At 41.9% G+C, this 22,563-nt stretch carries 23 protein-coding genes and 4 pseudogenes; 16 read left to right on the forward strand and 11 right to left on the reverse strand.

Annotation, left to right across the window (positions count from 1 at the left end):
- Positions 1 to 37 precede the first annotated feature (37 nt).
- The 3 genes and pseudogenes from ABLB98_RS14940 to adeS form a co-directional block, all read left to right on the forward strand.
- A pseudogene (locus ABLB98_RS14940) lies at positions 38 to 406 on the forward strand (IS1-like element ISAba3 family transposase); the annotation flags it as partial.
- 270 nt (positions 407 to 676) lie between these two features.
- The gene (gene adeR, locus ABLB98_RS14945) at positions 677 to 1,405 is read left to right on the forward strand and encodes an efflux system response regulator transcription factor AdeR (protein ID WP_032073130.1); all 729 of its coding nucleotides are present in this window, start codon (positions 677 to 679) and stop codon (positions 1,403 to 1,405) included.
- Positions 1,395 to 2,501, forward strand: coding sequence for a two-component sensor histidine kinase AdeS (gene adeS / locus ABLB98_RS14950; protein WP_032073131.1), 1,107 nt, complete (start codon positions 1,395 to 1,397; stop codon positions 2,499 to 2,501). The genes adeR and adeS overlap by 11 nt, the downstream gene beginning before the upstream one ends.
- 103 nt (positions 2,502 to 2,604) lie before the next feature.
- On the opposite strand, the gene ABLB98_RS14955 is transcribed toward adeS, so the two are convergent.
- From ABLB98_RS14955 to ABLB98_RS14965, 3 genes are all read right to left on the reverse strand, one after another.
- On the reverse strand, positions 2,605 to 4,119 hold the full coding sequence (locus ABLB98_RS14955; protein ID WP_032073148.1) for an MFS transporter: 1,515 nt from the start codon (positions 4,117 to 4,119) through the stop codon (positions 2,605 to 2,607).
- A gap of 113 nt (positions 4,120 to 4,232) precedes the next feature.
- Complete coding sequence (locus ABLB98_RS14960) at positions 4,233 to 7,334, reverse strand: multidrug efflux RND transporter permease subunit (protein WP_032073149.1); 3,102 nt, start codon at positions 7,332 to 7,334, stop codon at positions 4,233 to 4,235.
- On the reverse strand, positions 7,334 to 8,497 hold the full coding sequence (locus ABLB98_RS14965) for an efflux RND transporter periplasmic adaptor subunit (RefSeq protein WP_032073150.1): 1,164 nt from the start codon (positions 8,495 to 8,497) through the stop codon (positions 7,334 to 7,336). Before ABLB98_RS14965 ends, ABLB98_RS14960 begins: the two co-directional genes overlap by 1 nt.
- Before the next feature lie 438 nt (positions 8,498 to 8,935).
- Between ABLB98_RS14965 and ABLB98_RS14970 the strand changes: the two genes are divergently transcribed.
- A complete protein-coding gene (locus ABLB98_RS14970; RefSeq protein WP_074163998.1) occupies positions 8,936 to 9,532 on the forward strand; it encodes a LysE family translocator in 597 nt (198 codons plus the stop codon).
- A 27-nt stretch (positions 9,533 to 9,559) separates the two neighbouring features.
- On the opposite strand, the gene ABLB98_RS14975 is transcribed toward ABLB98_RS14970, so the two are convergent.
- Positions 9,560 to 10,378 carry an AraC family transcriptional regulator gene (locus ABLB98_RS14975; protein ID WP_032073151.1) on the reverse strand — a complete coding sequence of 273 codons (819 nt, stop codon included), beginning with the start codon at positions 10,376 to 10,378 and terminating at the stop codon, positions 9,560 to 9,562.
- Positions 10,379 to 10,629: 251 nt separating this feature from the next.
- Positions 10,630 to 11,193, reverse strand: coding sequence for a recombinase family protein (locus ABLB98_RS14980; protein ID WP_032073152.1), 564 nt, complete (start codon positions 11,191 to 11,193; stop codon positions 10,630 to 10,632).
- A gap of 58 nt (positions 11,194 to 11,251) precedes the next feature.
- Between ABLB98_RS14980 and ABLB98_RS14985 the strand changes: the two genes are divergently transcribed.
- From ABLB98_RS14985 to ABLB98_RS14995, 3 genes are all read left to right on the forward strand, one after another.
- Positions 11,252 to 11,956 (forward strand): IS6-like element IS1008 family transposase, encoded by a 705-nt coding sequence (locus ABLB98_RS14985; protein WP_001067790.1) that lies wholly within the window; start codon positions 11,252 to 11,254, stop codon positions 11,954 to 11,956.
- Between the two features lie 74 nt (positions 11,957 to 12,030).
- Positions 12,031 to 12,834 carry an aminoglycoside O-phosphotransferase APH(3'')-Ib gene (gene aph(3'')-Ib / locus ABLB98_RS14990; RefSeq protein ID WP_001082319.1) on the forward strand — a complete coding sequence of 268 codons (804 nt, stop codon included), beginning with the start codon at positions 12,031 to 12,033 and terminating at the stop codon, positions 12,832 to 12,834.
- Complete coding sequence (locus ABLB98_RS14995; RefSeq protein WP_000480968.1) at positions 12,834 to 13,670, forward strand: aminoglycoside O-phosphotransferase APH(6)-Id; 837 nt, start codon at positions 12,834 to 12,836, stop codon at positions 13,668 to 13,670. Before aph(3'')-Ib ends, ABLB98_RS14995 begins: the two co-directional genes overlap by 1 nt.
- Positions 13,671 to 13,869: 199 nt before the next feature.
- On the opposite strand, the gene ABLB98_RS15000 is transcribed toward ABLB98_RS14995, so the two are convergent.
- Positions 13,870 to 14,334 (reverse strand): KfrB domain-containing protein, encoded by a 465-nt coding sequence (locus ABLB98_RS15000; RefSeq protein WP_042088840.1) that lies wholly within the window; start codon positions 14,332 to 14,334, stop codon positions 13,870 to 13,872.
- Positions 14,335 to 14,386: 52 nt separating this feature from the next.
- Entirely contained in the window at positions 14,387 to 14,785 is a 399-nt protein-coding gene (locus ABLB98_RS15005) for a TrbI/VirB10 family protein (protein WP_200462922.1), read from the reverse strand.
- Positions 14,786 to 14,823: 38 nt separating this feature from the next.
- On the opposite strand from ABLB98_RS15005, the gene ABLB98_RS15010 reads away from it, so the two are divergent.
- Positions 14,824 to 15,528, forward strand: coding sequence for an IS6-like element IS1008 family transposase (locus ABLB98_RS15010; protein ID WP_001067790.1), 705 nt, complete (start codon positions 14,824 to 14,826; stop codon positions 15,526 to 15,528).
- Positions 15,529 to 15,606: 78 nt separating this feature from the next.
- On the opposite strand, the pseudogene ABLB98_RS15015 reads toward ABLB98_RS15010, so the two are convergent.
- Positions 15,607 to 15,954, reverse strand: a pseudogene (locus tag ABLB98_RS15015) (IS4 family transposase); the annotation flags it as partial.
- An 89-nt stretch (positions 15,955 to 16,043) separates the two neighbouring features.
- Here ABLB98_RS15015 and sul2 point away from each other — a divergent pair.
- The gene (gene sul2 / locus ABLB98_RS15020; protein ID WP_001043260.1) at positions 16,044 to 16,859 is read left to right on the forward strand and encodes a sulfonamide-resistant dihydropteroate synthase Sul2; all 816 of its coding nucleotides are present in this window, start codon (positions 16,044 to 16,046) and stop codon (positions 16,857 to 16,859) included.
- Between the two features lie 86 nt (positions 16,860 to 16,945).
- Positions 16,946 to 17,188, forward strand: a pseudogene (gene glmM, locus ABLB98_RS15025) (phosphoglucosamine mutase); the annotation flags it as partial.
- A 235-nt stretch (positions 17,189 to 17,423) separates the two neighbouring features.
- On the opposite strand, the pseudogene ABLB98_RS15030 reads toward glmM, so the two are convergent.
- Positions 17,424 to 18,254 (reverse strand): annotated as a pseudogene (locus tag ABLB98_RS15030) (IS91-like element ISVsa3 family transposase); the annotation flags it as partial.
- 63 nt (positions 18,255 to 18,317) lie between these two features.
- On the opposite strand from ABLB98_RS15030, the gene ABLB98_RS15035 reads away from it, so the two are divergent.
- Positions 18,318 to 19,022: an IS6-like element IS1006 family transposase gene (locus ABLB98_RS15035; protein WP_001067784.1), complete on the forward strand. Its 705-nt coding sequence runs from the start codon at positions 18,318 to 18,320 to the stop codon at positions 19,020 to 19,022.
- 127 nt (positions 19,023 to 19,149) lie between these two features.
- On the opposite strand, the gene ABLB98_RS15040 is transcribed toward ABLB98_RS15035, so the two are convergent.
- Positions 19,150 to 19,488, reverse strand: coding sequence for a hypothetical protein (locus ABLB98_RS15040; protein ID WP_032073153.1), 339 nt, complete (start codon positions 19,486 to 19,488; stop codon positions 19,150 to 19,152).
- Positions 19,489 to 19,546: 58 nt separating this feature from the next.
- Here ABLB98_RS15040 and ABLB98_RS15045 point away from each other — a divergent pair, with 58 nt between their 5' ends.
- The 3 genes from ABLB98_RS15045 to ABLB98_RS15055 all read left to right on the forward strand — a co-directional run bounded on the left by ABLB98_RS15045 (position 19,547) and on the right by ABLB98_RS15055 (position 21,146).
- Positions 19,547 to 20,317, forward strand: coding sequence for a hypothetical protein (locus tag ABLB98_RS15045; RefSeq protein ID WP_032073134.1), 771 nt, complete (start codon positions 19,547 to 19,549; stop codon positions 20,315 to 20,317).
- Between the two features lie 240 nt (positions 20,318 to 20,557).
- Entirely contained in the window at positions 20,558 to 20,845 is a 288-nt protein-coding gene (locus tag ABLB98_RS15050; RefSeq protein ID WP_000438825.1) for a BrnT family toxin, read from the forward strand.
- Positions 20,832 to 21,146 (forward strand): BrnA antitoxin family protein, encoded by a 315-nt coding sequence (locus tag ABLB98_RS15055; protein WP_004728120.1) that lies wholly within the window; start codon positions 20,832 to 20,834, stop codon positions 21,144 to 21,146. Before ABLB98_RS15050 ends, ABLB98_RS15055 begins: the two co-directional genes overlap by 14 nt.
- A gap of 88 nt (positions 21,147 to 21,234) precedes the next feature.
- Here the strand turns inward: ABLB98_RS15055 and ABLB98_RS15060 are convergent, their stop codons facing one another.
- Positions 21,235 to 21,765, reverse strand: a complete 531-nt coding sequence (locus ABLB98_RS15060; RefSeq protein ID WP_000172759.1) for a hypothetical protein — start codon at positions 21,763 to 21,765, stop codon at positions 21,235 to 21,237.
- Positions 21,766 to 21,913: 148 nt separating this feature from the next.
- On the opposite strand from ABLB98_RS15060, the gene ABLB98_RS15065 reads away from it, so the two are divergent.
- The gene (locus tag ABLB98_RS15065; RefSeq protein ID WP_000286964.1) at positions 21,914 to 22,216 is read left to right on the forward strand and encodes a type II toxin-antitoxin system RelE/ParE family toxin; all 303 of its coding nucleotides are present in this window, start codon (positions 21,914 to 21,916) and stop codon (positions 22,214 to 22,216) included.
- Positions 22,217 to 22,498: an addiction module antidote protein gene (locus tag ABLB98_RS15070; protein ID WP_000985609.1), complete on the forward strand. Its 282-nt coding sequence runs from the start codon at positions 22,217 to 22,219 to the stop codon at positions 22,496 to 22,498. It begins immediately after the preceding gene.
- The last annotated feature ends 65 nt before the right edge of the window (positions 22,499 to 22,563 follow it).

Genomic DNA, 22,563 nt, shown 5'->3' on the forward strand with positions numbered 1-22,563 from the left:
GAAGAAAAAGCCGATTGGATTTTGATAAAATAGAGAAATGCAAATAACTCTAGCAATCAAATGTCCAACCTGCCTCAGTGATAGTATAAAGAAAAATGGTATCAAAGTAGATGGGAAACAAAACTATCAGTGCAAAGACTGTAAACGTCAGTTTATTGGTGATCATGCACTGAGCTATCTAGGATGTAAGTCAGGTATTACTCGTAAAATATTACAGTTGATGGTCAGAGGCAGCGGTATACGAGATATTGCTGAAGTTGAGCGCATCAGTATCGGTAAAGTTTTACGTACTTTAACTGAATCAACCTATGAAATTCAGCCTCAGCAAAGTCATTATGAATCTCTCGAAGTAGATGAGTTCTGGAATTTTGTTGGAAATAAAAAGAATAAACAATGGCTTATTTTTGTTCAAAAGTCATATTTTACCTCGGAGAAACCGGACATTTTTATTGGTGAGAATATAGACACTTTAAATGGGTTCTAACACTCTCTGTTTCGTATAACAGCCATTATGTTAAATGAATGATAATTGACATTTTGTTCATTAATACTGATATGCAACGAATTTTATTATATGTCACCCCTCAATTACAAATATAAATGACTGCTCGTCTAATCATCTCCATTACACAATTAAATGTTAAAATGCATAGCTACTTCATCTAAGATAAAATATATGTATCCAAATCTACAGCACAGCTTCGAAAACAGCGTCATTCTCGTTGTAGAAGATGATTATGATATTGGTGACATTCTTGAAAAATACATAAAAAATGAAAACATGCAGGTCATCCGTGCATTGGATGGACAACAAGCTTTAGAGTGCCTAAAAGCCAACTCTATCGACCTGATTCTCCTTGATATTAAATTACCCAAACTAAATGGCTGGGAAATTCTACAAATCATCCGTCAAACAAGTCATTTACCTGTCATTATGCTGACTGCCTTAGATGATCAAGTGAATAAGATCATGGGGCTAAAAATGGGTGCTGATGACTTTATTATTAAGCCATTTAACCCAAACGAAGTGATTGCACGAATACAAGCCGTACTTAGACGAAGTACAAGCCAAAATATGGAAATAACTAATATTATTCGTTATAGAAATATTGAAATTAATCCAGATCATCATCAAGTTTACATTTCAAATGGTCAAAGAAATCAGTTGCTCAACCTTACGTTAACTGAGTATAAGATACTGTTTTTGATGGCAAAAACACCGAATAAAGTCTTTACACGTAATGAATTGATCCAAAACTGTATGCCTGAAAGTGATGCTTTAGATCGCACTGTAGATAGCCATATCAGCAAATTACGCAAAAAACTTGAAGAAAATGATGTAAATGGCTTATTAATCAATGTCCGTGGCGTGGGGTATCGCTTAGATCAAAATCATGAAATTTAACTTTTTTAAAAATTCTGTTGGAATTAACTTCCAGTTTATTATCATGATGAGCCTATTCAATTTAGGCATTACGCTGTTATCTTTCATGATTGGCTATTTTGTTTATAGCTGGGCGATAAAAATAGGTTTTCTAAATACACAAGTTATTAATTCAAATGAATTTTCAGTTACCTCCGTTGACTTTATCTGGCTGTTTTTAGTGCTATTAACAGGCTTTTTTCTTTCTACTATCCTCGCCTTTAAATATGGAAAACGCTATACACAGCCAATTAGTGATTTAGCAGATGTTATTCAACAAATTCAACAAGGCAATTTAGCACTCAGAATTAAACAGCCACATCATGATATTCCACATGAAATCAAGTCTCTTATTGAGAACTTCAATGAAATGGCAAACCAACTTGAAGTATCAGTTAAGAATTCAACTGTTTGGAATGCTGCAATTGCACATGAATTACGAACACCTGTGACAATATTACAAGGTCGCTTGCAAGGTATTGTCGATGGTATATTTATTGCCGATAAAGCTTTACACCTAAGCTTATTGAACCAAGTCGAAGGCTTATCTTACCTTGTGGAAGATTTACGGACACTGACACTTATTGAAAATAAACAATTACGATTAGAACTAGAAAAGACCAATTTAAAAAATAGTATTGAAAAATGTCTGCAGATGTTTAATGAACGGTTTCATGTTAAAGGTTTAACTATTGTTTTAAATTTGACGGATAAATTGGTTTGCGTTGATATAAGAAGGATGGAACAGGTCTTTATTGCATTGTTCTCTAACTTTCTAAGATATTCGAATGCTGGAAAAATAAATATTACATCTGTAACCACAGCAGAACATTGGGTATTGACGTTTGAAGATGAAGGTCCTGGTATTGATGAATCGCATCTTAAACACCTGTTCAAACCCTTCTATCGACTGGAAGACTCTAGATCATGTCTAGATGGCGGTACTGGATTAGGCTTGGCAGTGATTGATGCAATTATTGAAGCACACCAAGGTCATATTTATTATTCTAAATCCAAAAACTTAGGTGGCAGCTGTTTTACTATTCAACTAAATCGTAAGACATCAACTCATTTATAATGTGTTAAGTTCAGATTAATACGGCTTAATTTAAACCATAAATTTAAGATAAATTGATGTCTGAACTTAACCATTCTGTTTGATGATCCTCAAATAAATTTCATCACAATGAATTCTCATCTCGATATTTAGCTAGCATAAAAAATACCACAATGGAGAGTATCCCGATGATAATCCCTGCTGTTAATAATAAATTAACATGAGCTGAACTGAAGGCAATTTTACCTGCGTTAATCAATGCTGTACCTTGTTCAACGGGTAACTGGCTCGCCACTAAATAGGTATCACCAATCGAAAGTCTGGCTTTTTCTGCTAAAACAGCAGTTAAATCTGACGGCACTTGAAGATGACTGCCAAATATATAGGCCATGAAAACACCAAATAAAGTAATACCTAGTCCTGTACCCAGTTCATAACCTGTACTTTCAAGTGAACCTGCCGCACCGCCCTTTTCTGCAGGTACTGAGCCCATGATCGCAATGGATGAAGCTGTTAAACCAATACTCAGTGTTAATCCAATCGAAGCTAAAATAAAGGGAACGATGATTCCCGGATGATGAAAATCTGAATAACTCAAACTGACCAACGCAATTGCTGCCAATATTAATGACATGGTCGCAACCAGACGGAGTCCAAATTTATTGGATAAAAAACCAGCAATAGGCCCGCCAATAGCGGCCGCAACCATAATCGGAACCATAAAAAGACCGGCTTGCAGCGGTGTTAAACGAATGACATATTGCAGCTCCATTGCCAAAGTTAACTCAACCCCTGCCAAAGCGCCTGCAGCAACCATTGCCATAATAATGCCGGCTAAAATAGCAGGACGTGAAAATAGCGAAAGATCTAGCATCGGCTGAGGAGAATTCAGCTGTTTGCGTACAAATATGGTTAATAAGCCGATAGATAAAACGACCAAAGGCAAGACAATCAACAACGACTGTTTACCGCCTAAGCCTGCTTTTAGTGCATATACAAACGAAATCAAACCGACAATCAGCAATAGCGCTTGACCAAATGCCCAATGTCCAGGGGTTATAGCTTCTTTTCGGGACAATAAGAAATAGCACATTGGTGCGACAACCAGCATGATTGGGACGTTAATCAGGAAAACTGAACCCCACCAGAAATATTCTAACAATCCCCCACCAATGAGCGGTCCAATGGCGGCACCGGCTGATCCGATTGTGCCCCAAATACCCAGCGCAATGGCACGTTCGCGACTGTCTTCGAAGGTTCTGCGAATAATACCCAATACACAGGGCATAATCATGGCACCGCCTAATGCTAATAAAGCACGTGCGGCAATCAGCATAGAAGCCGTTTGGGAAAATGCCGCAAGGACTGAGGCAATTCCAAATATAACCAAGCCAATCAGCAGAATCTTACGATTGCCGACACGATCAGCCAAAGTTCCCATCGGAACTAAAAGTCCAGCCATAAGTAATGGATAAATATCAATAATCCATAAGACTTGGTTACTTGTGGCACTCAGCGATTGGGTTAATGAGGGAACCGCAACATGCAGTACAGTCATATCAATCACAATCGGCAGAAATGCAAGCACGACAGCGAGCAATATCCACCAGCGTTTCGGATCAAGATTGGTAGCTTTCATGATTAAACCTATATTGATGGTTTATTAAATCAATTCTGAAATAAAGATGTAAATGAAAGATTTGTTGTGGGCTAAACTCGTTAACCCACAGCTTTTATTCTCAGTTTTGATGCTTAATGTGCCGCTTTACGTTTCGAGAATTTCTCAACCATGCTCATGACGACAATAAAGAAAATCGGTACAAAAATAACAGCTAGAATTGTTGCGCTGATCATGCCGCCAAAGACGCCTGTACCAATCGCTTTTTGAGTTTCAGAACTAGCGCCACTGGCAATGACTAAAGGAATAACGCCACAGGTAAATGCCAAAGATGTCATTAGGATTGGACGTAAGCGCAATTTAGCGGCTGCAACGGTTGCCTCCACTAAACCCATTCCTTCTTCTCTTAGTGCTTTTGCAAACTCAACAATCAAAATAGCATTCTTTGCAGATAGACCAATAATCGTGATCATGCCGACCTTAAAGAAAATATCATTTGGCATACCACGTAACATTACTGCTAAAAAGGCGCCAATCAACCCTAGAGGGACAACTAGCATCACAGAGAATGGAATTGACCAGCTTTCATAAAGCGCTGCCAAGACAAGGAAAACGACTAACATCGACAACAGTAATAAAAACAAGGTTTGTGATTCCGACTGTTTTTCTTCTAGAGAAATCCCAGTCCACTCATAACCCACACCTTTCGGAAGTTGTTCAATCAAATTTTCCATCTCAGTCATGGCTTGTCCTGAAGATATACCTGCTGCTGGACTGCCAGAAATACTCAATGATGGACGACCGTTGTAACGATTGTATTGTTGTGGGGAATGTTGCCAAATTGGAGTAATTATTTCAGACATTGAAACCAATTTACCGCTTTGACTGTTCACCTTAATCTGAAGAATATCTTCAATACTCATGCGTGATTTGGCATCAAGTTGCACAATGACTTGCTGCATACGGTCATGATTTGGAAAATCATTGATATACATCGAACCCATTGAGGTTGAAATAATATCGGTCACATCACTGAAATTAACACCTAATGCCTGCAATTTATCTCTATCAATTTTAAGCTGTACAGAACTGCCATCTGGCAAACCTTCAGGATAGACCTCCGCCACGATTTTACTTTGTGCTGCTAATGCTAAAAGCTGATCTTGTGCTTCTCTTAAAGCAGGCATGCCAATATTGCCACGATCTAATAATCTCAGTGAAAAACCAGATGAGTTACCCAATTCATCAATTGCTGGTGGTAACACAGACATGGTTTGACCTTCTGAACTTTCAGCCATCGCTATATTGGCATTATTCACGACTTCTTGTGCCGTAATAGTACGCTCTTCGAATGGCAATAGATTGGTAAAATACATCGCTGTATTCTGACCAGATCCACTAAAACCAAAACCTAAGACCGCCATATTGTCTTTAATCCCCGTTTCTTGGTCTAAATAATTTTGAAACTCAGCAACGACTTTACGGGTACGTTCTTGAGTTGCATCCGCAGGAAGTTGAATCGAAGTCATAAACCACCCCTGATCTTCTTCTGGCATAAACGCAGTCGGAACGTGTTTAAAACTAAAAATCAGCACAATGACAATGCCTAAGAAACATAACATTGCGAGGGTTTTATGTTTAATTACTTTAAATAAACTGCGTTCATAGCGATTGTTCAGCTTCTCAAAACTGCGATCAAACGATGCAAAAACACCCTTTTTCTGATGGTCTTGATCAATCGGTTTTAACATCGTTGCACATAACGCAGGGGTTAATGTCAGTGCAAGGAAAGCTGAGAATAAAATTGAAACCGACATGGTAATGGTGAACTGACGATAGATAATCCCCACTGAGCCTGACGCCAATGCCATCGGCAAGAATACAGCGGCTAACACTAAGGTGATGCCAATAATCGGATTGGTAATTTCCTTCATGGCTTTAGATGTGGCTTCAACTGGAGATAAGCCTTCTGTCGCCATAATGCGTTCAACATTCTCAATGACCACAATCGCATCATCGACAATAATCCCGATCGCAAGCACCATACCGAACATGGTCAGCACATTAATCGAAAAACCAGCAAGCAGCATGACTGAGAATGTGCCAAGCAATGCAATCGGTGCAACAATCGCCGGAATTAAGGTGTATCGAACATTGTGTAAAAAGATAAACATGACAATAAAAACTAATGCCATAGCTTCAAGCAATGTCATGATTACTTTTTCAATCGAGATTTTTACAAAAGGTGCAGTGTCGTAAGGTATAGAGAATTTCATACCATCAGGCAGTGCTGAACCTAACTGTTCAATTTTCGCTTTAACACCTTCTGCAGTCTTGACAGCGTTGGCACCAGGACTCATTTGTATCGCCACAGCTGTAGAGGCTTTGCCATTTTCTAAAATCGCAAAGTTATACATCTGTGCCCCGATTTCGACACGAGCGACATCCGACAGTCGAACATTGGCGCCATTTTGTTGAGCACGTAAACTAATTTTCTTGAATTGCTCTACAGTTTCTAATTGACCTTGAGCAGTTAAAGGAATAGTAATTTGTTGCCCCGTCAAAGCAGGAACATCACCAATACGACCTGGTGATATCGGCAAGTTTTGGTTTTGGATGGCTGTATTCACATCTTGAATACTCAATCCATAAGAAACCAAACGATCTGGATCGACCCAAATCCGCATGGCTTTTTCAGCACCAAAATTTTGGACTTTACCAACACCGTCAACCCGCTTTAATTCTTCAATCACATAGCGAGTCATATAGTCACTGACATCAATTTCACTATATTTGCCATTCGGTGAACTTAAGCCCACCATCATTAAAAAACCAGACGACGCAGCATCGACCATCAGCCCTTGTTGTCGCACTGTTTGAGGTAAGCGTGACTCAATGGCTTTAATTTTGTTTTGCACATCAATTTGTGCAAGTTCTACATCTGTACCTGGTTTAAATGTTGCGGTGATTGTTGCTGTTCCAGAACTATCTGAACTTGAACTGTAATAAAGTAAGTTTTTGACACCTGACATTTCCCGCTCAATCAAGGTCACAACACTATCATTCAATGTTTTTGGCGTAGCACCTGGATAGATTGCCGTAATACTAATCTGTGGTGGCGCAACACTTGGGAATCGTGCAATAGGTAACTTGGGGATGCTTAGTACACCCAACAGAATAATAAATAAAGCAATCACCCATGCAAAAATAGGACGCCTAATGAAAAATTGGGACATTATTGCTGTCCTCCATTTTCCTTAATATTTGTAGGTTGCCACTGCTTAATTTTTAATTTTTGCTCAGGCTGTATACGATCAGCCCCTTCAACAATGACTTTCTCACCTGCTTGTAACCCTTGTTTGATCACATAGTTATTTTGATAACGTTGACCAAGCTGAACAGGCTTGCTTTGCGCTAAACCTTTTTGATTAACAATCGTAACATTGGCTTTACCACTAATATCATGTTGAATCGCTTGTTCTGGAACTAGGAGCGCATTTTCAACTTGAGCTCGGCTCATATTGACTCGAACATACATGCCTGGCAAAAGTTTTTGATTTTCATTATTGGCTAAAATACGGATTGTGACATCACCCGTATCAGGATCAACTTTAGTATCCGAAAATAGGATTTCACCTGTAACGTTATAAGGTTTACCCTGACTATTTAGGATTTCAACCGTATGTTTGGTATTTGACACGTCACCTTGCTGTAAAGCTTCCTGTAGTTTTTCATAATCACTAATTGATTGCTTTACATCAACATAGACTTTATTAATCTGTTGTATTACGGCCATTGCATTAGTATCACCTTGACCAACTAATGCACCCTCAGTCACTAAGATTTCACCAATCGTTCCCGAGATAGGGGCTGTAACAGTCGCATATTTAAGATTAAGTTGTTGTCTGCTTAACATGGCTTGCATTTGCGCCACATCGGCTTTTGCTTTTTGATAATCTGCTTCGGTATTGTTGTATTCCTGCTGACTAACCGCATTTACTTTTACTAATTCAGTGTAGCGTTTTAACAGCACCTGCAAACGTGTCACCTCAGCTTGTGCACGGTTTAAAGTGGCTTGATTGCTTTTTACATCTGCCTGAAATATTTCAGAATTCAATTTAAAAAGCGGTTGACCTGCTTGCACATAAGAGCCTTGCTTAAAAAGTACTTTATCAACAATTCCACCTACTTGCGGGCGAATTTCAGCAATACGGTAAGCGACAACACGGCCTGGAAGATTTTCAATTAAATTCATGGAATGCGGTAATACCGTGATGGTACTGACAACCGCTGGTGGCATTTCTGTTGGGGACTGTTCAGCATCTTTGGCTTGTGTACAGCCGATTAAAAGTACAGTTGTAATAAGTATTGAACCTATTAAATGATAATGTGTTGACATGCTTTTTCAGAGGGGGGGGTTTTAGATACTACTATTTTGAAATAGCAGTGTTTATGAATTGCTGATGTTGTGTGGAGATTGTGTGGAGATTGTGTGGAGATTGTGTGGAGAGATTAAAAGATTTATTTTTTAATGACACGCTTAAACAGCGTGGCTTGTAAATTAGTATAAATAATTTTGTTGTTCTACAATTTTGATCGTATCTTAGTTTTTTCTCATAGTTCATGAACTTTAAAATTCTAAACCAAGACTAATATTTATATAAGCAATTGAAAATACAATACATAGTTTCTTTATACACTTATGAAGTGAACTTTAGGTGAACATAAGTTAAATAGAAATTTTTAATTAGTTCAGCACAAACGTACAATCTTTAAGGCCTATAACTCGATACCGTTCTCTCTTTGATGTTTATTGCTATCTAATTGAGTGAACTCTGTGGAAATATTTCTTTATACATTAAGCGTTATGTATAGCCCAGGCCCTGTAAATTTTATGGGGCTAAATTCTGGCCTTACAGGTCAATTAAAAAAGACTATAGGATTTTACCTAGGCATTGGTTTCGCCATGTTGATCTTATTCGTATTGTTTGGCTATATAGGTGAAGCTGTTATTCCACATGGATTGATTCATTATATTGCTTTAGCGGGTGCAATTTATACATTCTACTTGGCTATAAAAATGATTAGGGCGAATGTAGAAACAACTCAACAGCAAGAAAGCCATCTAACATTCTTAAATGGCTTATTTATTCAGTTATTAAATCCAAAAGCCATTCTCGTCATTCTACCTGTTACGACAATTATGTACCCTGCAGCCAAAATCACAGGAATCATGATCTTGATAGTTTCTTTACTGATTTCACTTGGTGCTGTTGGCGCACCATTCACCTATGCTCTGGTTGGAAAAGTATTAGGCAACAAAATTGCTAATCCTATCTGGTTTAATCGGCTAAATAAGCTGATGGGTATACTCTTGATTTTATCAGGGCTTTTTATGTTCAAAGATTTTCTTAATGGAATAAATCTGCTGTAGGACAAATTAGCCGTTCAAATCGAACGGCTATCTTTTAATATTTATCATTTTCCATTGAGTGGGAGTTAAACCAAATGTTTTTATAAAATGTCTGGTCATATGACTCTGATCAAAAAAGCCTGCATTTAAAGCAGCATTAACAATAGACTCCCCTTGAGCAAGGTAGAACTTAACTGTTTCTAAGCGACGCATGATCATATAACGGTGTGGGCTAGTTCCAAATAATAATCGGAAATCACGAGAAAGGCTCCAGCGGTCACGATCAGCATGTTTCTCTAAATCTGACAAACTTAAGTTTTCATGTGGATACGCCAAAATACACTCACGCGCTCTCTCTGCTGCCTTGTAGTCAAATTTTTTGTTTTGGTTAGATGAAGTATCTGAAATTTCACACAGTGTAGTTGCCAAATCAAATAGAGCATCTTCCTCTTCTAGGGTATCCATATAATTATTTATATTATTTAGAAAGCTATCCATTGCCCTAAACAGGCGAATATCATTACTTAAGCCATGTCTGATAAAAGGCAAAGGTTTACCCTTTAAAATGGTTTGGATCATCGCTGGTTCGATGTAAATCATTCTATAGCGATAGCCATCTAATGTTCCTGATTCACCATCATGCTTTTCATCCGGGTGTAGAACCATAGTCATGCCTGGCAAGCTATGTTGCAATGTACCTTTGTAATGAAAGTTTTGAACTCCGGAAAGAGTCCTGCCAATAGCATAAGTATCATGTCGGTGAGGTTTATAAGCATAATTGGAAAGAAATGCTTCAATTCTTTCTAATTTATGATTTTGAGTGGGGGATCTCACAATCCAATTATTTCCACTGGAGAAATCAGGCATAATTGATGGCCAATTTTTCGTAGATTCTATTGTAGATTATTTTTCACTTTTCCTAAAATTAACATAATACACGTTATACGTAATGCTTGATATTTCTCTTTAAATATCATTATATTAAAGCAAGCCGTTCTGAAATATAGGGCACCAGCAGAGCGGCTTTTTATTGATTATTCATGTTCCACGCTTAAAATTCGAACAGTGTTTCATGATTTTTATAAGTTAAACTAAATTTAGTTGCTAATCCCAATAAGCTATTCACTAACTTGTAAATATCGGTATACCGCCTGACGACTAATCCCAAAAGCTTTCCCTAATGCCATTTTCGATGGATACTTCCCCTCCTTCCATGCTTGTCGTAAAGCTTCAGCTTGGTCAGGCTTTAGTTTATGCACCCGACCTTTGTACTTCCCCTGAGCAGAGGCGAGTTTTATTCCTTCCTTTTGCCGCTCTAAAATGATCTCACGTTCGAACTGTGCAAAAGCACCCATCATTTGAAGCATCAAATTATCCATCGGGGTGGATTCGGCTGTAAAAGTAATATTTTCTTTTACAAACTGGATGGCGATCCCTCGTTTGACCAGTTTATCTACTTCAGTGACCAAATCTTTTAGGCTTCGCGCAAAACGATCCATTGAATGTACAATCACCCTGTCCCCTTCCCGGACATAGTTCAACATTTCCTGAAATTTAGGTCGGTCAGTATTTTTACCTGAAGCACGGTCAACAAAAATCCGGTCGACCTCAATTCCTTCAAGTTGACGTCCAGTGTTTTGCTCGACAGAACTTACCCGGACATACCCTACTTTTTGGGGCACTGTTGCAAATAGGCTGACATGATAAGCTAAATATCTTATTTATTTCGAGATACAGCAGATGAATCCCTTCCATGGTCGGCACTTTCAAGGTGAAATCATTCTTTGGGCTGTTCGTTGGTATTGTAAATATGGCATCAGCTATCGTGAACTTCAAGAAATGCTCGCTGAACGGGGTGTGAATGTTGACCACACCACAATTTATCGTTGGGTTCAGCGTTATGCTCCAGAAATGGAAAAACGCTTACGCTGGTATTGGCGTAATCCTACAGATTTACATTCATGGCATATGGATGAGACTTATATCAAAGTGAAGGGGCGATGGACTTACCTGTATCGTGCAGTTGATCAACGTGGTCATACGATTGACTTTTACCTTTCCGCTAGACGGAACAGTAAATCAGCCTATTGTTTTTTAGGAAAAATCTTCAATACGGTGAAAAAATGGCAAATTCCACGGGTCATCAATACAGATAAAGCAGCGACCTATGGCCATGCTTTATCACGGTTAAAGCGAGAAGGAAAATGTCCAGTAGATATTGAGCACAGGCAGATTAAGTATAAAAATAATGTCATTGAATGTGATCATGGTAAGTTAAAGCGGATCATCAGGGCCACATTAGGATTCAAATCTATGAAGACGGCTTATGCCACAATTAAAGGTATTGAAGTCATGCGTGCACTACGTAAAGGACAAGCATCGTCATTTTATTATGGTCAGCCTCAAGGTGAAGTGTGTCTAATCAACAGGGTTTTCGGTCTCTAAGCACTTTTAAAAAGGAACTTCATCGACTCAAATCTCTATTTGCAACAGTGCCCAGAAAACTGAAGGAACCTCCATTGAATCGAACTAATATTTTTTTTGGTGAATCGCATTCTGACTGGTTGCCTGTCAGAGGCGGAGAATCTGGTGATTTTGTTTTTCGACGTGGTGACGGGCATGCCTTCGCGAAAATCGCACCTGCTTCCCGCCGCGGTGAGCTCGCTGGAGAGCGTGACCGCCTCATTTGGCTCAAAGGTCGAGGTGTGGCTTGCCCCGAGGTCATCAACTGGCAGGAGGAACAGGAGGGTGCATGCTTGGTGATAACGGCAATTCCGGGAGTACCGGCGGCTGATCTGTCTGGAGCGGATTTGCTCAAAGCGTGGCCGTCAATGGGGCAGCAACTTGGCGCTGTTCACAGCCTATCGGTTGATCAATGTCCGTTTGAGCGCAGGCTGTCGCGAATGTTCGGACGCGCCGTTGATGTGGTGTCCCGCAATGCCGTCAATCCCGACTTCTTACCGGACGAGGACAAGAGTACGCCGCAGCTCGATCTTTTGGCTCGTGTCGAACGAGAGCTACCGGTGCGGCTCGACCAAGAGCGCACCGATATGGTTGTTTGCCATGGTGATCCCTGCATGCCGAACTTCATGGTGGACCCTAAAACTCTTCAATGCACGGGTCTGATCGACCTTGGGCGGCTCGGAACAGCAGATCGCTATGCCGATTTGGCACTCATGATTGCTAACGCCGAAGAGAACTGGGCAGCGCCAGATGAAGCAGAGCGCGCCTTCGCTGTCCTATTCAATGTATTGGGGATCGAAGCCCCCGACCGCGAACGCCTTGCCTTCTATCTGCGATTGGACCCTCTGACTTGGGGTTGATGTTCATGCCGCCTGTTTTTCCTGCTCATTGGCACGTTTCGCAACCTGTTCTCATTGCGGACACCTTTTCCAGCCTCGTTTGGAAAGTTTCATTGCCAGACGGGACTCCTGCAATCGTCAAGGGATTGAAACCTATAGAAGACATTGCTGATGAACTGCGCGGGGCCGACTATCTGGTATGGCGCAATGGGAGGGGAGCAGTCCGGTTGCTCGGTCGTGAGAACAATCTGATGTTGCTCGAATATGCCGGGGAGCGAATGCTCTCTCACATCGTTGCCGAGCACGGCGACTACCAGGCGACCGAAATTGCAGCGGAACTAATGGCGAAGCTGTATGCCGCATCTGAGGAACCCCTGCCTTCTGCCCTTCTCCCGATCCGGGATCGCTTTGCAGCTTTGTTTCAGCGGGCGCGCGATGATCAAAACGCAGGTTGTCAAACTGACTACGTCCACGCGGCGATTATAGCCGATCAAATGATGAGCAATGCCTCGGAACTGCGTGGGCTACATGGCGATCTGCATCATGAAAACATCATGTTCTCCAGTCGCGGCTGGCTGGTGATAGATCCCGTCGGTCTGGTCGGTGAAGTGGGCTTTGGCGCCGCCAATATGTTCTACGATCCGGCTGACAGAGACGACCTTTGTCTCGATCCTAGACGCATTGCACAGATGGCGGACGCATTCTCTCGTGCGCTGGACGTCGATCCGCGTCGCCTGCTCGACCAGGCGTACGCTTATGGGTGCCTTTCCGCAGCTTGGAACGCGGATGGAGAAGAGGAGCAACGCGATCTAGCTATCGCGGCCGCGATCAAGCAGGTGCGACAGACGTCATACTAGATATCAAGCGACTTCTCCTATCCCCTGGGAACACATCAATCTCACCGGAGAATATCGCTGGCCAAAGCCTTAGCGTAGGATTCCGCCCCTTCCCGCAAACGACCCCCACCATACCAACAGCCCAAAACGCGATTTTTCTTTCCATGGTCATGCACTCCCACTTCATCGGAAAAAGGGCGGCCAGTTGGCCGCCCGTTGATCACATCGAGGCACCGTGCCCTTTCGACGCGGTGCGCGCCGGGGCGACGTTCGCCGCCTGCGCGTTGGTGGCCACGCCCCTGCCGTTGGCGTAAGCCACCGTGTAGGTGCGCCCGTCTACGATTTTCTCGCCCTTGGCTTCCAGCTCGGCGAAGGCCGAGCGCGGGTGTTCGACCACGCCCTTGCCGGAAAGCTGGTAGACCGCCTTGCTGTCACTGAACAGCACCTGCCCGGTGAAAGACGCATCTTTGCCGCTGCTGGCCTTGGTGGCCTCGCCGAGCTGGTAGATGCCCTTGGACAGACCGCTTTCCGGCAGCACTTTGAGCGTCGTCCACTCGCCTTTGATGACCTGATCTATCTGGCGGCTGCCGTTGAGCACGCACACCTTGCGCGAACCCTCGGGCATCATCTTGACCCCCGGCGCAGGGGTCGGGTTTTTCCAGCTCGGGGCTTGGTTATTCGCCATTACGTTGTTCTCCTTACGTCAGAAAAGAATACGGCCGCGAACGGCCGCGCCCTCAGTTGCAGCCTTTGCCGGACTGACCGGCCATCGGGTGCCCTTCCCACGTCGGCAGGATGATGTCCTTGGTCACCATGATGTTGAACTCGTAACCCGGACGGATTTCGAGCGTCGGCTGAATATTCATGTTGCGCTGTGCCATCTGCATACCGATCTGGCCCATCTGCTGGCCCAGCGAACCGGCGATGATTTGCGAACTGCTGTAGTTCTCGCCGTTGCTGGCTTGCGGCTGCGAGAGCTGGATACCGGCCGAGAAGACCGACAACAGCAAACCACTGCCGAAGATGCGGGCATAGTGGTTGTTCACCTTGTCGTTGAAACCAGCATAGCCACCCATGTCGGTGCCCGGCATGTTGTCAATCGAGATTGACGGGCACTGTTGCAAATAGGCTGACATGATAAGCTAAATATCTTATTTATTTCGAGATACAGCAGATGAATCCCTTCCATGGTCGGCACTTTCAAGGTGAAATCATTCTTTGGGCTGTTCGTTGGTATTGTAAATATGGCATCAGCTATCGTGAACTTCAAGAAATGCTCGCTGAACGGGGTGTGAATGTTGACCACACCACAATTTATCGTTGGGTTCAGCGTTATGCTCCAGAAATGGAAAAACGCTTACGCTGGTATTGGCGTAATCCTACAGATTTACATTCATGGCATATGGATGAGACTTATATCAAAGTGAAGGGGCGATGGACTTACCTGTATCGTGCAGTTGATCAACGTGGTCATACGATTGACTTTTACCTTTCCGCTAGACGGAACAGTAAATCAGCCTATTGTTTTTTAGGAAAAATCTTCAATACGGTGAAAAAATGGCAAATTCCACGGGTCATCAATACAGATAAAGCAGCGACCTATGGCCATGCTTTATCACGGTTAAAGCGAGAAGGAAAATGTCCAGTAGATATTGAGCACAGGCAGATTAAGTATAAAAATAATGTCATTGAATGTGATCATGGTAAGTTAAAGCGGATCATCAGGGCCACATTAGGATTCAAATCTATGAAGACGGCTTATGCCACAATTAAAGGTATTGAAGTCATGCGTGCACTACGTAAAGGACAAGCATCGTCATTTTATTATGGTCAGCCTCAAGGTGAAGTGTGTCTAATCAACAGGGTTTTCGGTCTCTAAGCACTTTTAAAAAGGAACTTCATCGACTCAAATCTCTATTTGCAACAGTGCCCTCAAATCTCTATTTGCAACAGTGCCCGCTATTCCACGATAAACGATTGCGAGCATCAGGATATTAATATTTCGTTTTCCCCATTTCCAATTGGTTCTATCTAAAGTCAGTTGCACTTGGTCGAATGAAAACATATTGAAAATCAACTGAGAAATTTGACGATAATCAAAATACTGACCTGCAAAGAAGCGCTGCATACGTCGATAAAATGATTGTGGTAAACACTTGATGGGCAAGGCTTTAGATGCAGAAGAAAGATTACATGTTTGCTTTAAAATAATCACAAGCATGATGAGCGCAAAGCACTTTAAATGTGACTTGTTCCATTTTAGAGATTTGTTTAAGATAAGATATAACTCATTGAGATGTGTCATAGTATTCGTCGTTAGAAAACAATTATTGTGACATTATTTCAATGAGTTATCTATTTTTGTCGTGTACAGAGATTATTATAGAAGCCCCCATGAATAAATCGCTCATCATTTTCGGCATCGTCAACATAACCTCGGACAGTTTCTCCGATGGAGGCCGGTATCTGGCGCCAGACGCAGCCATTGCGCAGGCGCGTAAGCTGATGGCCGAGGGGGCAGATGTGATCGACCTCGGTCCGGCATCCAGCAATCCCGACGCCGCGCCTGTTTCGTCCGACACAGAAATCGCGCGTATCGCGCCGGTGCTGGACGCGCTCAAGGCAGATGGCATTCCCGTCTCGCTCGACAGTTATCAACCCGCGACGCAAGCCTATGCCTTGTCGCGTGGTGTGGCCTATCTCAATGATATTCGCGGTTTTCCAGACGCTGCGTTCTATCCGCAATTGGCGAAATCATCTGCCAAACTCGTCGTTATGCATTCGGTGCAAGACGGGCAGGCAGATCGGCGCGAGGCACCCGCTGGCGACATCATGGATCACATTGCGGCGTTCTTTGACGCGCGCATCGCGGCGCTGACGGGTGCCGGTATCAAACGCAACCGCCTTGTCCTTGATCCCGGCATGGGGTTTTTTCTGGGGGCTGCTCCCGAAACCTCGCTCTCGGTGCTGGCGCGGTTCGATGAATTGCGGCTGCGCTTCGATTTGCCGGTGCTTCTGTCTGTTTCGCGCAAATCCTTTCTGCGCGCGCTCACAGGCCGTGGTCCGGGGGATGTCGGGGCCGCGACACTCGCTGCAGAGCTTGCCGCCGCCGCAGGTGGAGCTGACTTCATCCGCACACACGAGCCGCGCCCCTTGCGCGACGGGCTGGCGGTATTGGCGGCGCTGAAAGAAACCGCAAGAATTCGTTAACTGCACATTCGGGATATTTCTCTATATTCGCGGTTCAGCAGGCATGTCCCCTTTGAGGGCGACCCGACGACAGGATAATCGACCTTATGGTGCGCAAATATTTCGGCACAGACGGTATTCGTGGCAAAGCCAACGAAGGCGCGATGACGGCGGAAACCGCCTTGCGCGTCGGCATGGCGGCTGGCCGTGTCTTTCGTCGCGGTGACCACCGCCATCGTGTCGTGATCGGCAAGGATACGCGCCTGTCGGGCTATATGCTTGAACCCGCGCTCACAGCCGGTTTCACCTCGATGGGCATGGACGTATTCCTTTTTGGCCCGCTGCCGACAACGTATAGGAAGAATAAACGCCCTTTTCACCCAAGTCCAACAGCTTTGGACCGCAGTTGACTCTTTCGACACCCCTGCGATGCAACCCAATCCGGCTGACGGGGAGCCAGCAACGCTGAAAATTTACCCTCCTCTTTCCCACTAGCGGCTCCTTTTCCGACAACCAGCACGGCGGATCCCTGCCGCGGCGCTGTGAACGCAGCATTTTGATTGGTATCGTTGGCCTTCTGGCTCGTCAGTCAAACAGACCCAGGAGCAGCTCAGCCGGTGGCGCCCGGCTTTCGGGTAACGCCCTGGTCCCGCTGGTTTCGGCTTTGTGCTTCAGGTGATCAAGGATCTGCTTGATCACTATAGGGTCTTCAATGCAGGCGATGACTTTCATGGCGCCGCCGCAGCCGCTGCAGGTCTCGATGTCGATATTGAAAACACGCTTGAGCCGTTGCGCCCATGTCATCGACGCTCGCCGTTGTGCTGGTGTTGCCGGTTCATCAGCCACCCTGACCTTGTTGCCCCTGCCCCGTTTTGCCGGCGTGACCAACGCCCGGTGCCGACTGTTGGGTGCGAACACCCCGTGGAAGCGGGTTAGGTTGACTCTGGGCTTCGGTACCAGGGCGGCCAGCCTTGCAATGAAATCCAATGGTTCGAAAATGACGTGCGTGGTGCCGTCCCGGTACGGCGTCTTGAGCTGGTAGCGCACGTTGCCGCCTCGTGTTAACGACAGCCGCTTCTCGGATACCGCCGGGCGGCTGATGTACCGGCACAGCCGTTCGAGCTTCTTGCGTTCATCGGCCCTGGCCGCCACGCCGGCGTGCAGGCTGGACCCGGCTACCTTGCCAATCCCGTCACCGAACGGATCACCACTGGTCGGCAGAGTTTGCAAAGTGAACACCTTTCGCCCCGCCTGTGAACCGACAGCGATACGGTAAGTGATCGAGTGCCCCAGCAGGGGTGTCATCGGGTCGTCATCCACCGCATCCGAGGCCAGATAGCTGTTTTCGACATCCCGTTCCAGCAGGCCTTGCCGTTCCAGATAGCGACCCACCCGGTGGGCGATGGTGTGCGTCAGCGGCACTGTTGCAAATAACCACGAATGGTAAGCTGAAGACTGTTTTAGCTAAAGGTGCAGCATATGAATCCTTTCCATGGTCGGCATTTTCAGGGCGAAATCATTCTTTGGGCTGTGCGCTGGTATTGTAAATATGGCATTAGCTATCGTGAACTGCAGGAAATGCTGGCCGAACGGGGTGTGAATGTTGATCACACGACTATTTACCGTTGGGTTCAACGTTATGCTCCTGAAATAGAAAAACGTTTACGCTGGTATTGGCGTAATCCTACAGATCTGAGCTCGTGGCATATTGATGAAACCTATGTAAAAGTGAATGGACGATGGTCTTATCTGTATCGTGCAGTCGATCAACGTGGCGATACCATTGATTTTTATCTTTCTTCTAGACGTAATACCAAATCAGCATATTGTTTTCTTGGAAAAATTTTAAATAATGTGAAGAAGTGGCAAATTCCACAAGTGATCAACACGGATAAAGCACCCACATATGGACGTGCTTTATCACGGTTAAAACGGGAAGGTAAATGTCCACCAGACCTTGAGCACAGGCAGATTAAGTATAAAAATAACGTGATTGAATGTGATCATGGCAAGCTAAAGCGGATCATCAGGGCCACATTAGGATTCAAATCTATGAAGACGGCTTATGCCACAATTAAAGGTATTGAAGTCATGCGTGCACTACGTAAAGGACAAGCATCGTCATTTTATTATGGTCAGCCTCAGGGTGAAGTGTGTCTAATCAACAGGGTTTTCGGTCTCTAAGTACTTTTTAAAGGGAACATCATCGACTCAAATCTCTATTTGCAACAGTGCCAATTATAACGCATTACGTATAAGGTGTATTATGTTAATTTTAGAAAATCTTTCTAATCAGAAATTTAGTTTTCTATTAAGTTCTATAGTGCGGATCTAAGCGTAATACTGTATTCACATCATATTCAGCATCAAAAAAATCACAAATTTTTGATACCTTACCTTTAATTAATAATTTCTTATCTAGATAGATGATCAATTTATTTTTATTTTTATCGAATATTACTCTTCCCCGAGGTACATCGTCATATTCAATTTCCCTTAGCTCAGAAAATTTATTTCGTAATTCATCCCAATAAGATACATGGTTGTAGGCACTATCAATCATACCTAAAGAATCTGAGCTATTAATATCAAACTCATGAGAAATACCAAGAACTTGATTTTTATAAAACCAAAATATACCTATTTTCAATGTTATTCTCCTAAGTTTTCATATATAACTTAAAAAAAATTAAGCAAGTAAACATACTATGATTGAATACTCAGAAAATTTAAATAAATTAAAAAATAACCTTATTACACATAAGGATTATCACCCTCTTTTACAAAAAATCAGCTTACCTTTCATTCCAGATTTTTTAGATAGTTCTTTTGACCAATCCAAAAATAAAGTAGTAATTGTTGGCCAAGAAACTTCTGGATGGGGGAAATTGAAATTAGATAGCTTTATATTAGGAAATTTAAGTACAAATGAATTAATTTCTGAAAGTAAAATTAGATACCGTAATCTTTATGAAAAGCCACCTGTGAGATCACAATTCTTAAAATTCTTAGGTAAAGTCAAAGAAAAAAATAATAACGAGTATATACAATGGTTAAACTTCTACTTCTTTGATTATAATAAAAAATCTTTTAACTTATTGAATTCAAAAAATAAAAGTATAGATTTGTATGAGCATCTTAAAGATATATCAATAGAAAACTTAGTAAATCAACTTGATAGATTAGAACCTAAAAATATTTTTTTCTTAGGTGCATATCATGGAAATTGGGAACAGTTGAAACTCAATTATGTTAATGACGAAGATATTCTTAACTTCAAAGAATCTATAGAAGGATTTAGCGTAAGATTCTGGAATAAAAAGACTTTAGTAATTCGACTCCCTCATCCTGCTTCTCGTGTTCCAAATAAAGGAAAAATTCAACAACAAGCTTTAACTTACTTTGATATTTTTAATAATCAAGCGGAGCAAAATCCTGAAAAATTTAAAGAATTGATAAGAGATAAATTACTTAACTAAAATATATTTAACATAATGGGCGTTATACGAAATGCACAAATTGAAAAATATAAAAATCAAAAACTTATGATATAAATTATTTGCTCGATGATGTTCAAAAGCCGACTTGGAAACAAGTCGGCTTTTTTATGAGCAGTTTTGATAGTTCTTGCCAATAAATTTGACTAAAAATTACGCTTCTCAACTTGAGTTATACAATTTTGTGATACATTATTGTATATACAAATTTGAATGTTTTTTATGGAACAGTATTTTGAATGGGATGAGGCTAAGAATCGAAAGAATCAGAAAAAGCATGATATCTCTTTCGAAACTGCAAGCCTTGTTTTTGAAGATCCATTACGGATCTCAATCCAAGACAGACATACCGATGGTGAAGAACGTTGGCAAACCATTGGACGAGTTAAAGGCGTACTAATGTTATTGGTGGCTCACACCATTTTTGATGAAGATGACTGTGAAATCATACGAATCATTAGTGCAAGGCAAGTGACTAAAGCGGAGCGAAACAAATATGAGCATGGTTAGATACTCACGCAAAGAGCTGAATGAGAAATTTGGTGAGAAGCAAGATGCTGAAATTCAACGCTTGCTTGCTAAAGGCACGGTTCCTGATGATCAGCTAGATCTATCAGATATTCCTGAAATTACCGATTGGAGCAGTGCTGTACGCCAAAATCAATTTTACCGCCCAGTGAAGCAACAAACTTCAATTCGGTTAGATGCTGATGTACTTGCTTGGTTCAAAGCACAAGGCAAAGGTTATCAAACACGAATGAATGAAATTTTACGGGATGCTATGCTGAAAGAATTAAAAAATCATCAATAAAAATGGGAGCTTAAGCTCCCATTTTTGACTTCGCATAACGCCCATTATGTTAATTTTAGTTTTCCTTAATACGACAAAAATATCTACTTCATTTCACGAGAATTTCTTTTGCTAAAAGTTCTTCTTTCGTTACACCGAAATATCTTATTTCTAATTTAGGCCTGCCTAACATCTTTAAAAGATTGTTTTCATCATTTATATTTTTTATAGCTTTGCTTACACAATCAATTACGTCATTAGTTTTAGAAATAGCTTCTTTTTCAGATACTTGATCGCTTACTTTTCGAGATATTAAGTCATCAAAATATATCCTATATTCTTCACAAACTAGATAAAAATAAGGGTCTAATCTATCTAAATCATATTCAGATTCAAAGGGTTTACGATCTAATAAATCTTTTTCAGGATAAATAATCAATTGTCCTGCATCGAACCAAAACTCCACAGAAAAATTATCAAACTCAATTCCATTTAAATCATTACTAAAATTTTGAAAATACTGTAATAAAAGATTTTCTATATCCTCTAAAAACTCTTTATTCTTAATATCAAATATTAAAGATTCATTAGAAATAGCTTTGATACAATCTTCTTGAATATCTAACCCCTTTAAAGTCATTTTTACTCCATTTAAATTTTTAGGTTTTGGTGCATTAAGAATTTTGATTAACTTAACATAATGGCGGTTATACGAAATTCACCGTTTCGAGCCCCAAATATCAAGTTTATTTCTTGCATAAATGTATCCTATAGGATACATTCTACTTATGTACTCAATATATACCACTGAAGTCTTTGATGACTGGTTCACCAAGTTAAAAGACCAGCAGGCAAAAAGACGCATACAAGTCCGAATTGATCGGGTTGAAGATGGAAACTTTGGAGATACTGAGCCGGTCGGTGAAGGTGTTTCTGAATTACGTTTCTTCTTTGGGCCAGGCTATAGGATTTATTACTGCAAGCAAGGGCAAAGGGTTGTTATTCTTTTAGCAGGCGGAGATAAGTCTACGCAAAGTAAAGATATAAAACTTGCCCTGCAATTGGCACAAGATTTAGAGGAGGAGCTATAAATGGCTATTAAACTTCGCAAATGGGACAGTGCTGAGCATCTTAAAACAGAGGATGATATGCAGGCTTACTTACAAGCATGTATTGAAGAATCTAATGGCGATGCCGCATTCATTGCAAAGGCTTTAGGTAACATTGCAAAAGCTAAAGGAATGGCTCAATTATCACGAGATACAGGCTTAGGCCGAGAAAGTCTTTATAAAGCACTTTCTGGTGATGTTAACCCTAGTTTTGATACTGTGATTAAAGTTGTAAAAGCACTGAATTTACGCTTAGCAATTTAAAAAAAGTTATTAAAAAATGGAGCTTTAGGCTCCATTTTTTAATTTCGTATAAGGTGTATTATGTT

Origin of the sequence: Acinetobacter yuyunsongii (assembly GCF_041021915.1) — a bacterium.
Classification (GTDB): domain Bacteria; phylum Pseudomonadota; class Gammaproteobacteria; order Pseudomonadales; family Moraxellaceae; genus Acinetobacter.

Coding starts and splice junctions, on each gene's coding strand:
- adeR (WP_032073130.1), top strand. CDS start 677: ATGTATCCAAATCTACAGCACAGCTTCGAAAACAGCGTCATTCTCGTT.
- adeS (WP_032073131.1), top strand. CDS start 1,395: ATGAAATTTAACTTTTTTAAAAATTCTGTTGGAATTAACTTCCAGTTT.
- ABLB98_RS14955 (WP_032073148.1), bottom strand. CDS start 4,119: ATGAAAGCTACCAATCTTGATCCGAAACGCTGGTGGATATTGCTCGCT.
- ABLB98_RS14960 (WP_032073149.1), bottom strand. CDS start 7,334: ATGTCCCAATTTTTCATTAGGCGTCCTATTTTTGCATGGGTGATTGCT.
- ABLB98_RS14965 (WP_032073150.1), bottom strand. CDS start 8,497: ATGTCAACACATTATCATTTAATAGGTTCAATACTTATTACAACTGTA.
- ABLB98_RS14975 (WP_032073151.1), bottom strand. CDS start 10,378: ATGCCTGATTTCTCCAGTGGAAATAATTGGATTGTGAGATCCCCCACT.
- ABLB98_RS14985 (WP_001067790.1), top strand. CDS start 11,252: ATGAATCCCTTCCATGGTCGGCACTTTCAAGGTGAAATCATTCTTTGG.
- ABLB98_RS14995 (WP_000480968.1), top strand. CDS start 12,834: ATGTTCATGCCGCCTGTTTTTCCTGCTCATTGGCACGTTTCGCAACCT.
- ABLB98_RS15000 (WP_042088840.1), bottom strand. CDS start 14,334: ATGGCGAATAACCAAGCCCCGAGCTGGAAAAACCCGACCCCTGCGCCG.
- ABLB98_RS15005 (WP_200462922.1), bottom strand. CDS start 14,785: ATGTCAGCCTATTTGCAACAGTGCCCGTCAATCTCGATTGACAACATG.
- ABLB98_RS15010 (WP_001067790.1), top strand. CDS start 14,824: ATGAATCCCTTCCATGGTCGGCACTTTCAAGGTGAAATCATTCTTTGG.
- sul2 (WP_001043260.1), top strand. CDS start 16,044: ATGAATAAATCGCTCATCATTTTCGGCATCGTCAACATAACCTCGGAC.
- ABLB98_RS15035 (WP_001067784.1), top strand. CDS start 18,318: ATGAATCCTTTCCATGGTCGGCATTTTCAGGGCGAAATCATTCTTTGG.
- ABLB98_RS15045 (WP_032073134.1), top strand. CDS start 19,547: ATGATTGAATACTCAGAAAATTTAAATAAATTAAAAAATAACCTTATT.
- ABLB98_RS15050 (WP_000438825.1), top strand. CDS start 20,558: ATGGAACAGTATTTTGAATGGGATGAGGCTAAGAATCGAAAGAATCAG.
- ABLB98_RS15055 (WP_004728120.1), top strand. CDS start 20,832: ATGAGCATGGTTAGATACTCACGCAAAGAGCTGAATGAGAAATTTGGT.
- ABLB98_RS15060 (WP_000172759.1), bottom strand. CDS start 21,765: ATGACTTTAAAGGGGTTAGATATTCAAGAAGATTGTATCAAAGCTATT.
- ABLB98_RS15065 (WP_000286964.1), top strand. CDS start 21,914: ATGTACTCAATATATACCACTGAAGTCTTTGATGACTGGTTCACCAAG.
- ABLB98_RS15070 (WP_000985609.1), top strand. CDS start 22,217: ATGGCTATTAAACTTCGCAAATGGGACAGTGCTGAGCATCTTAAAACA.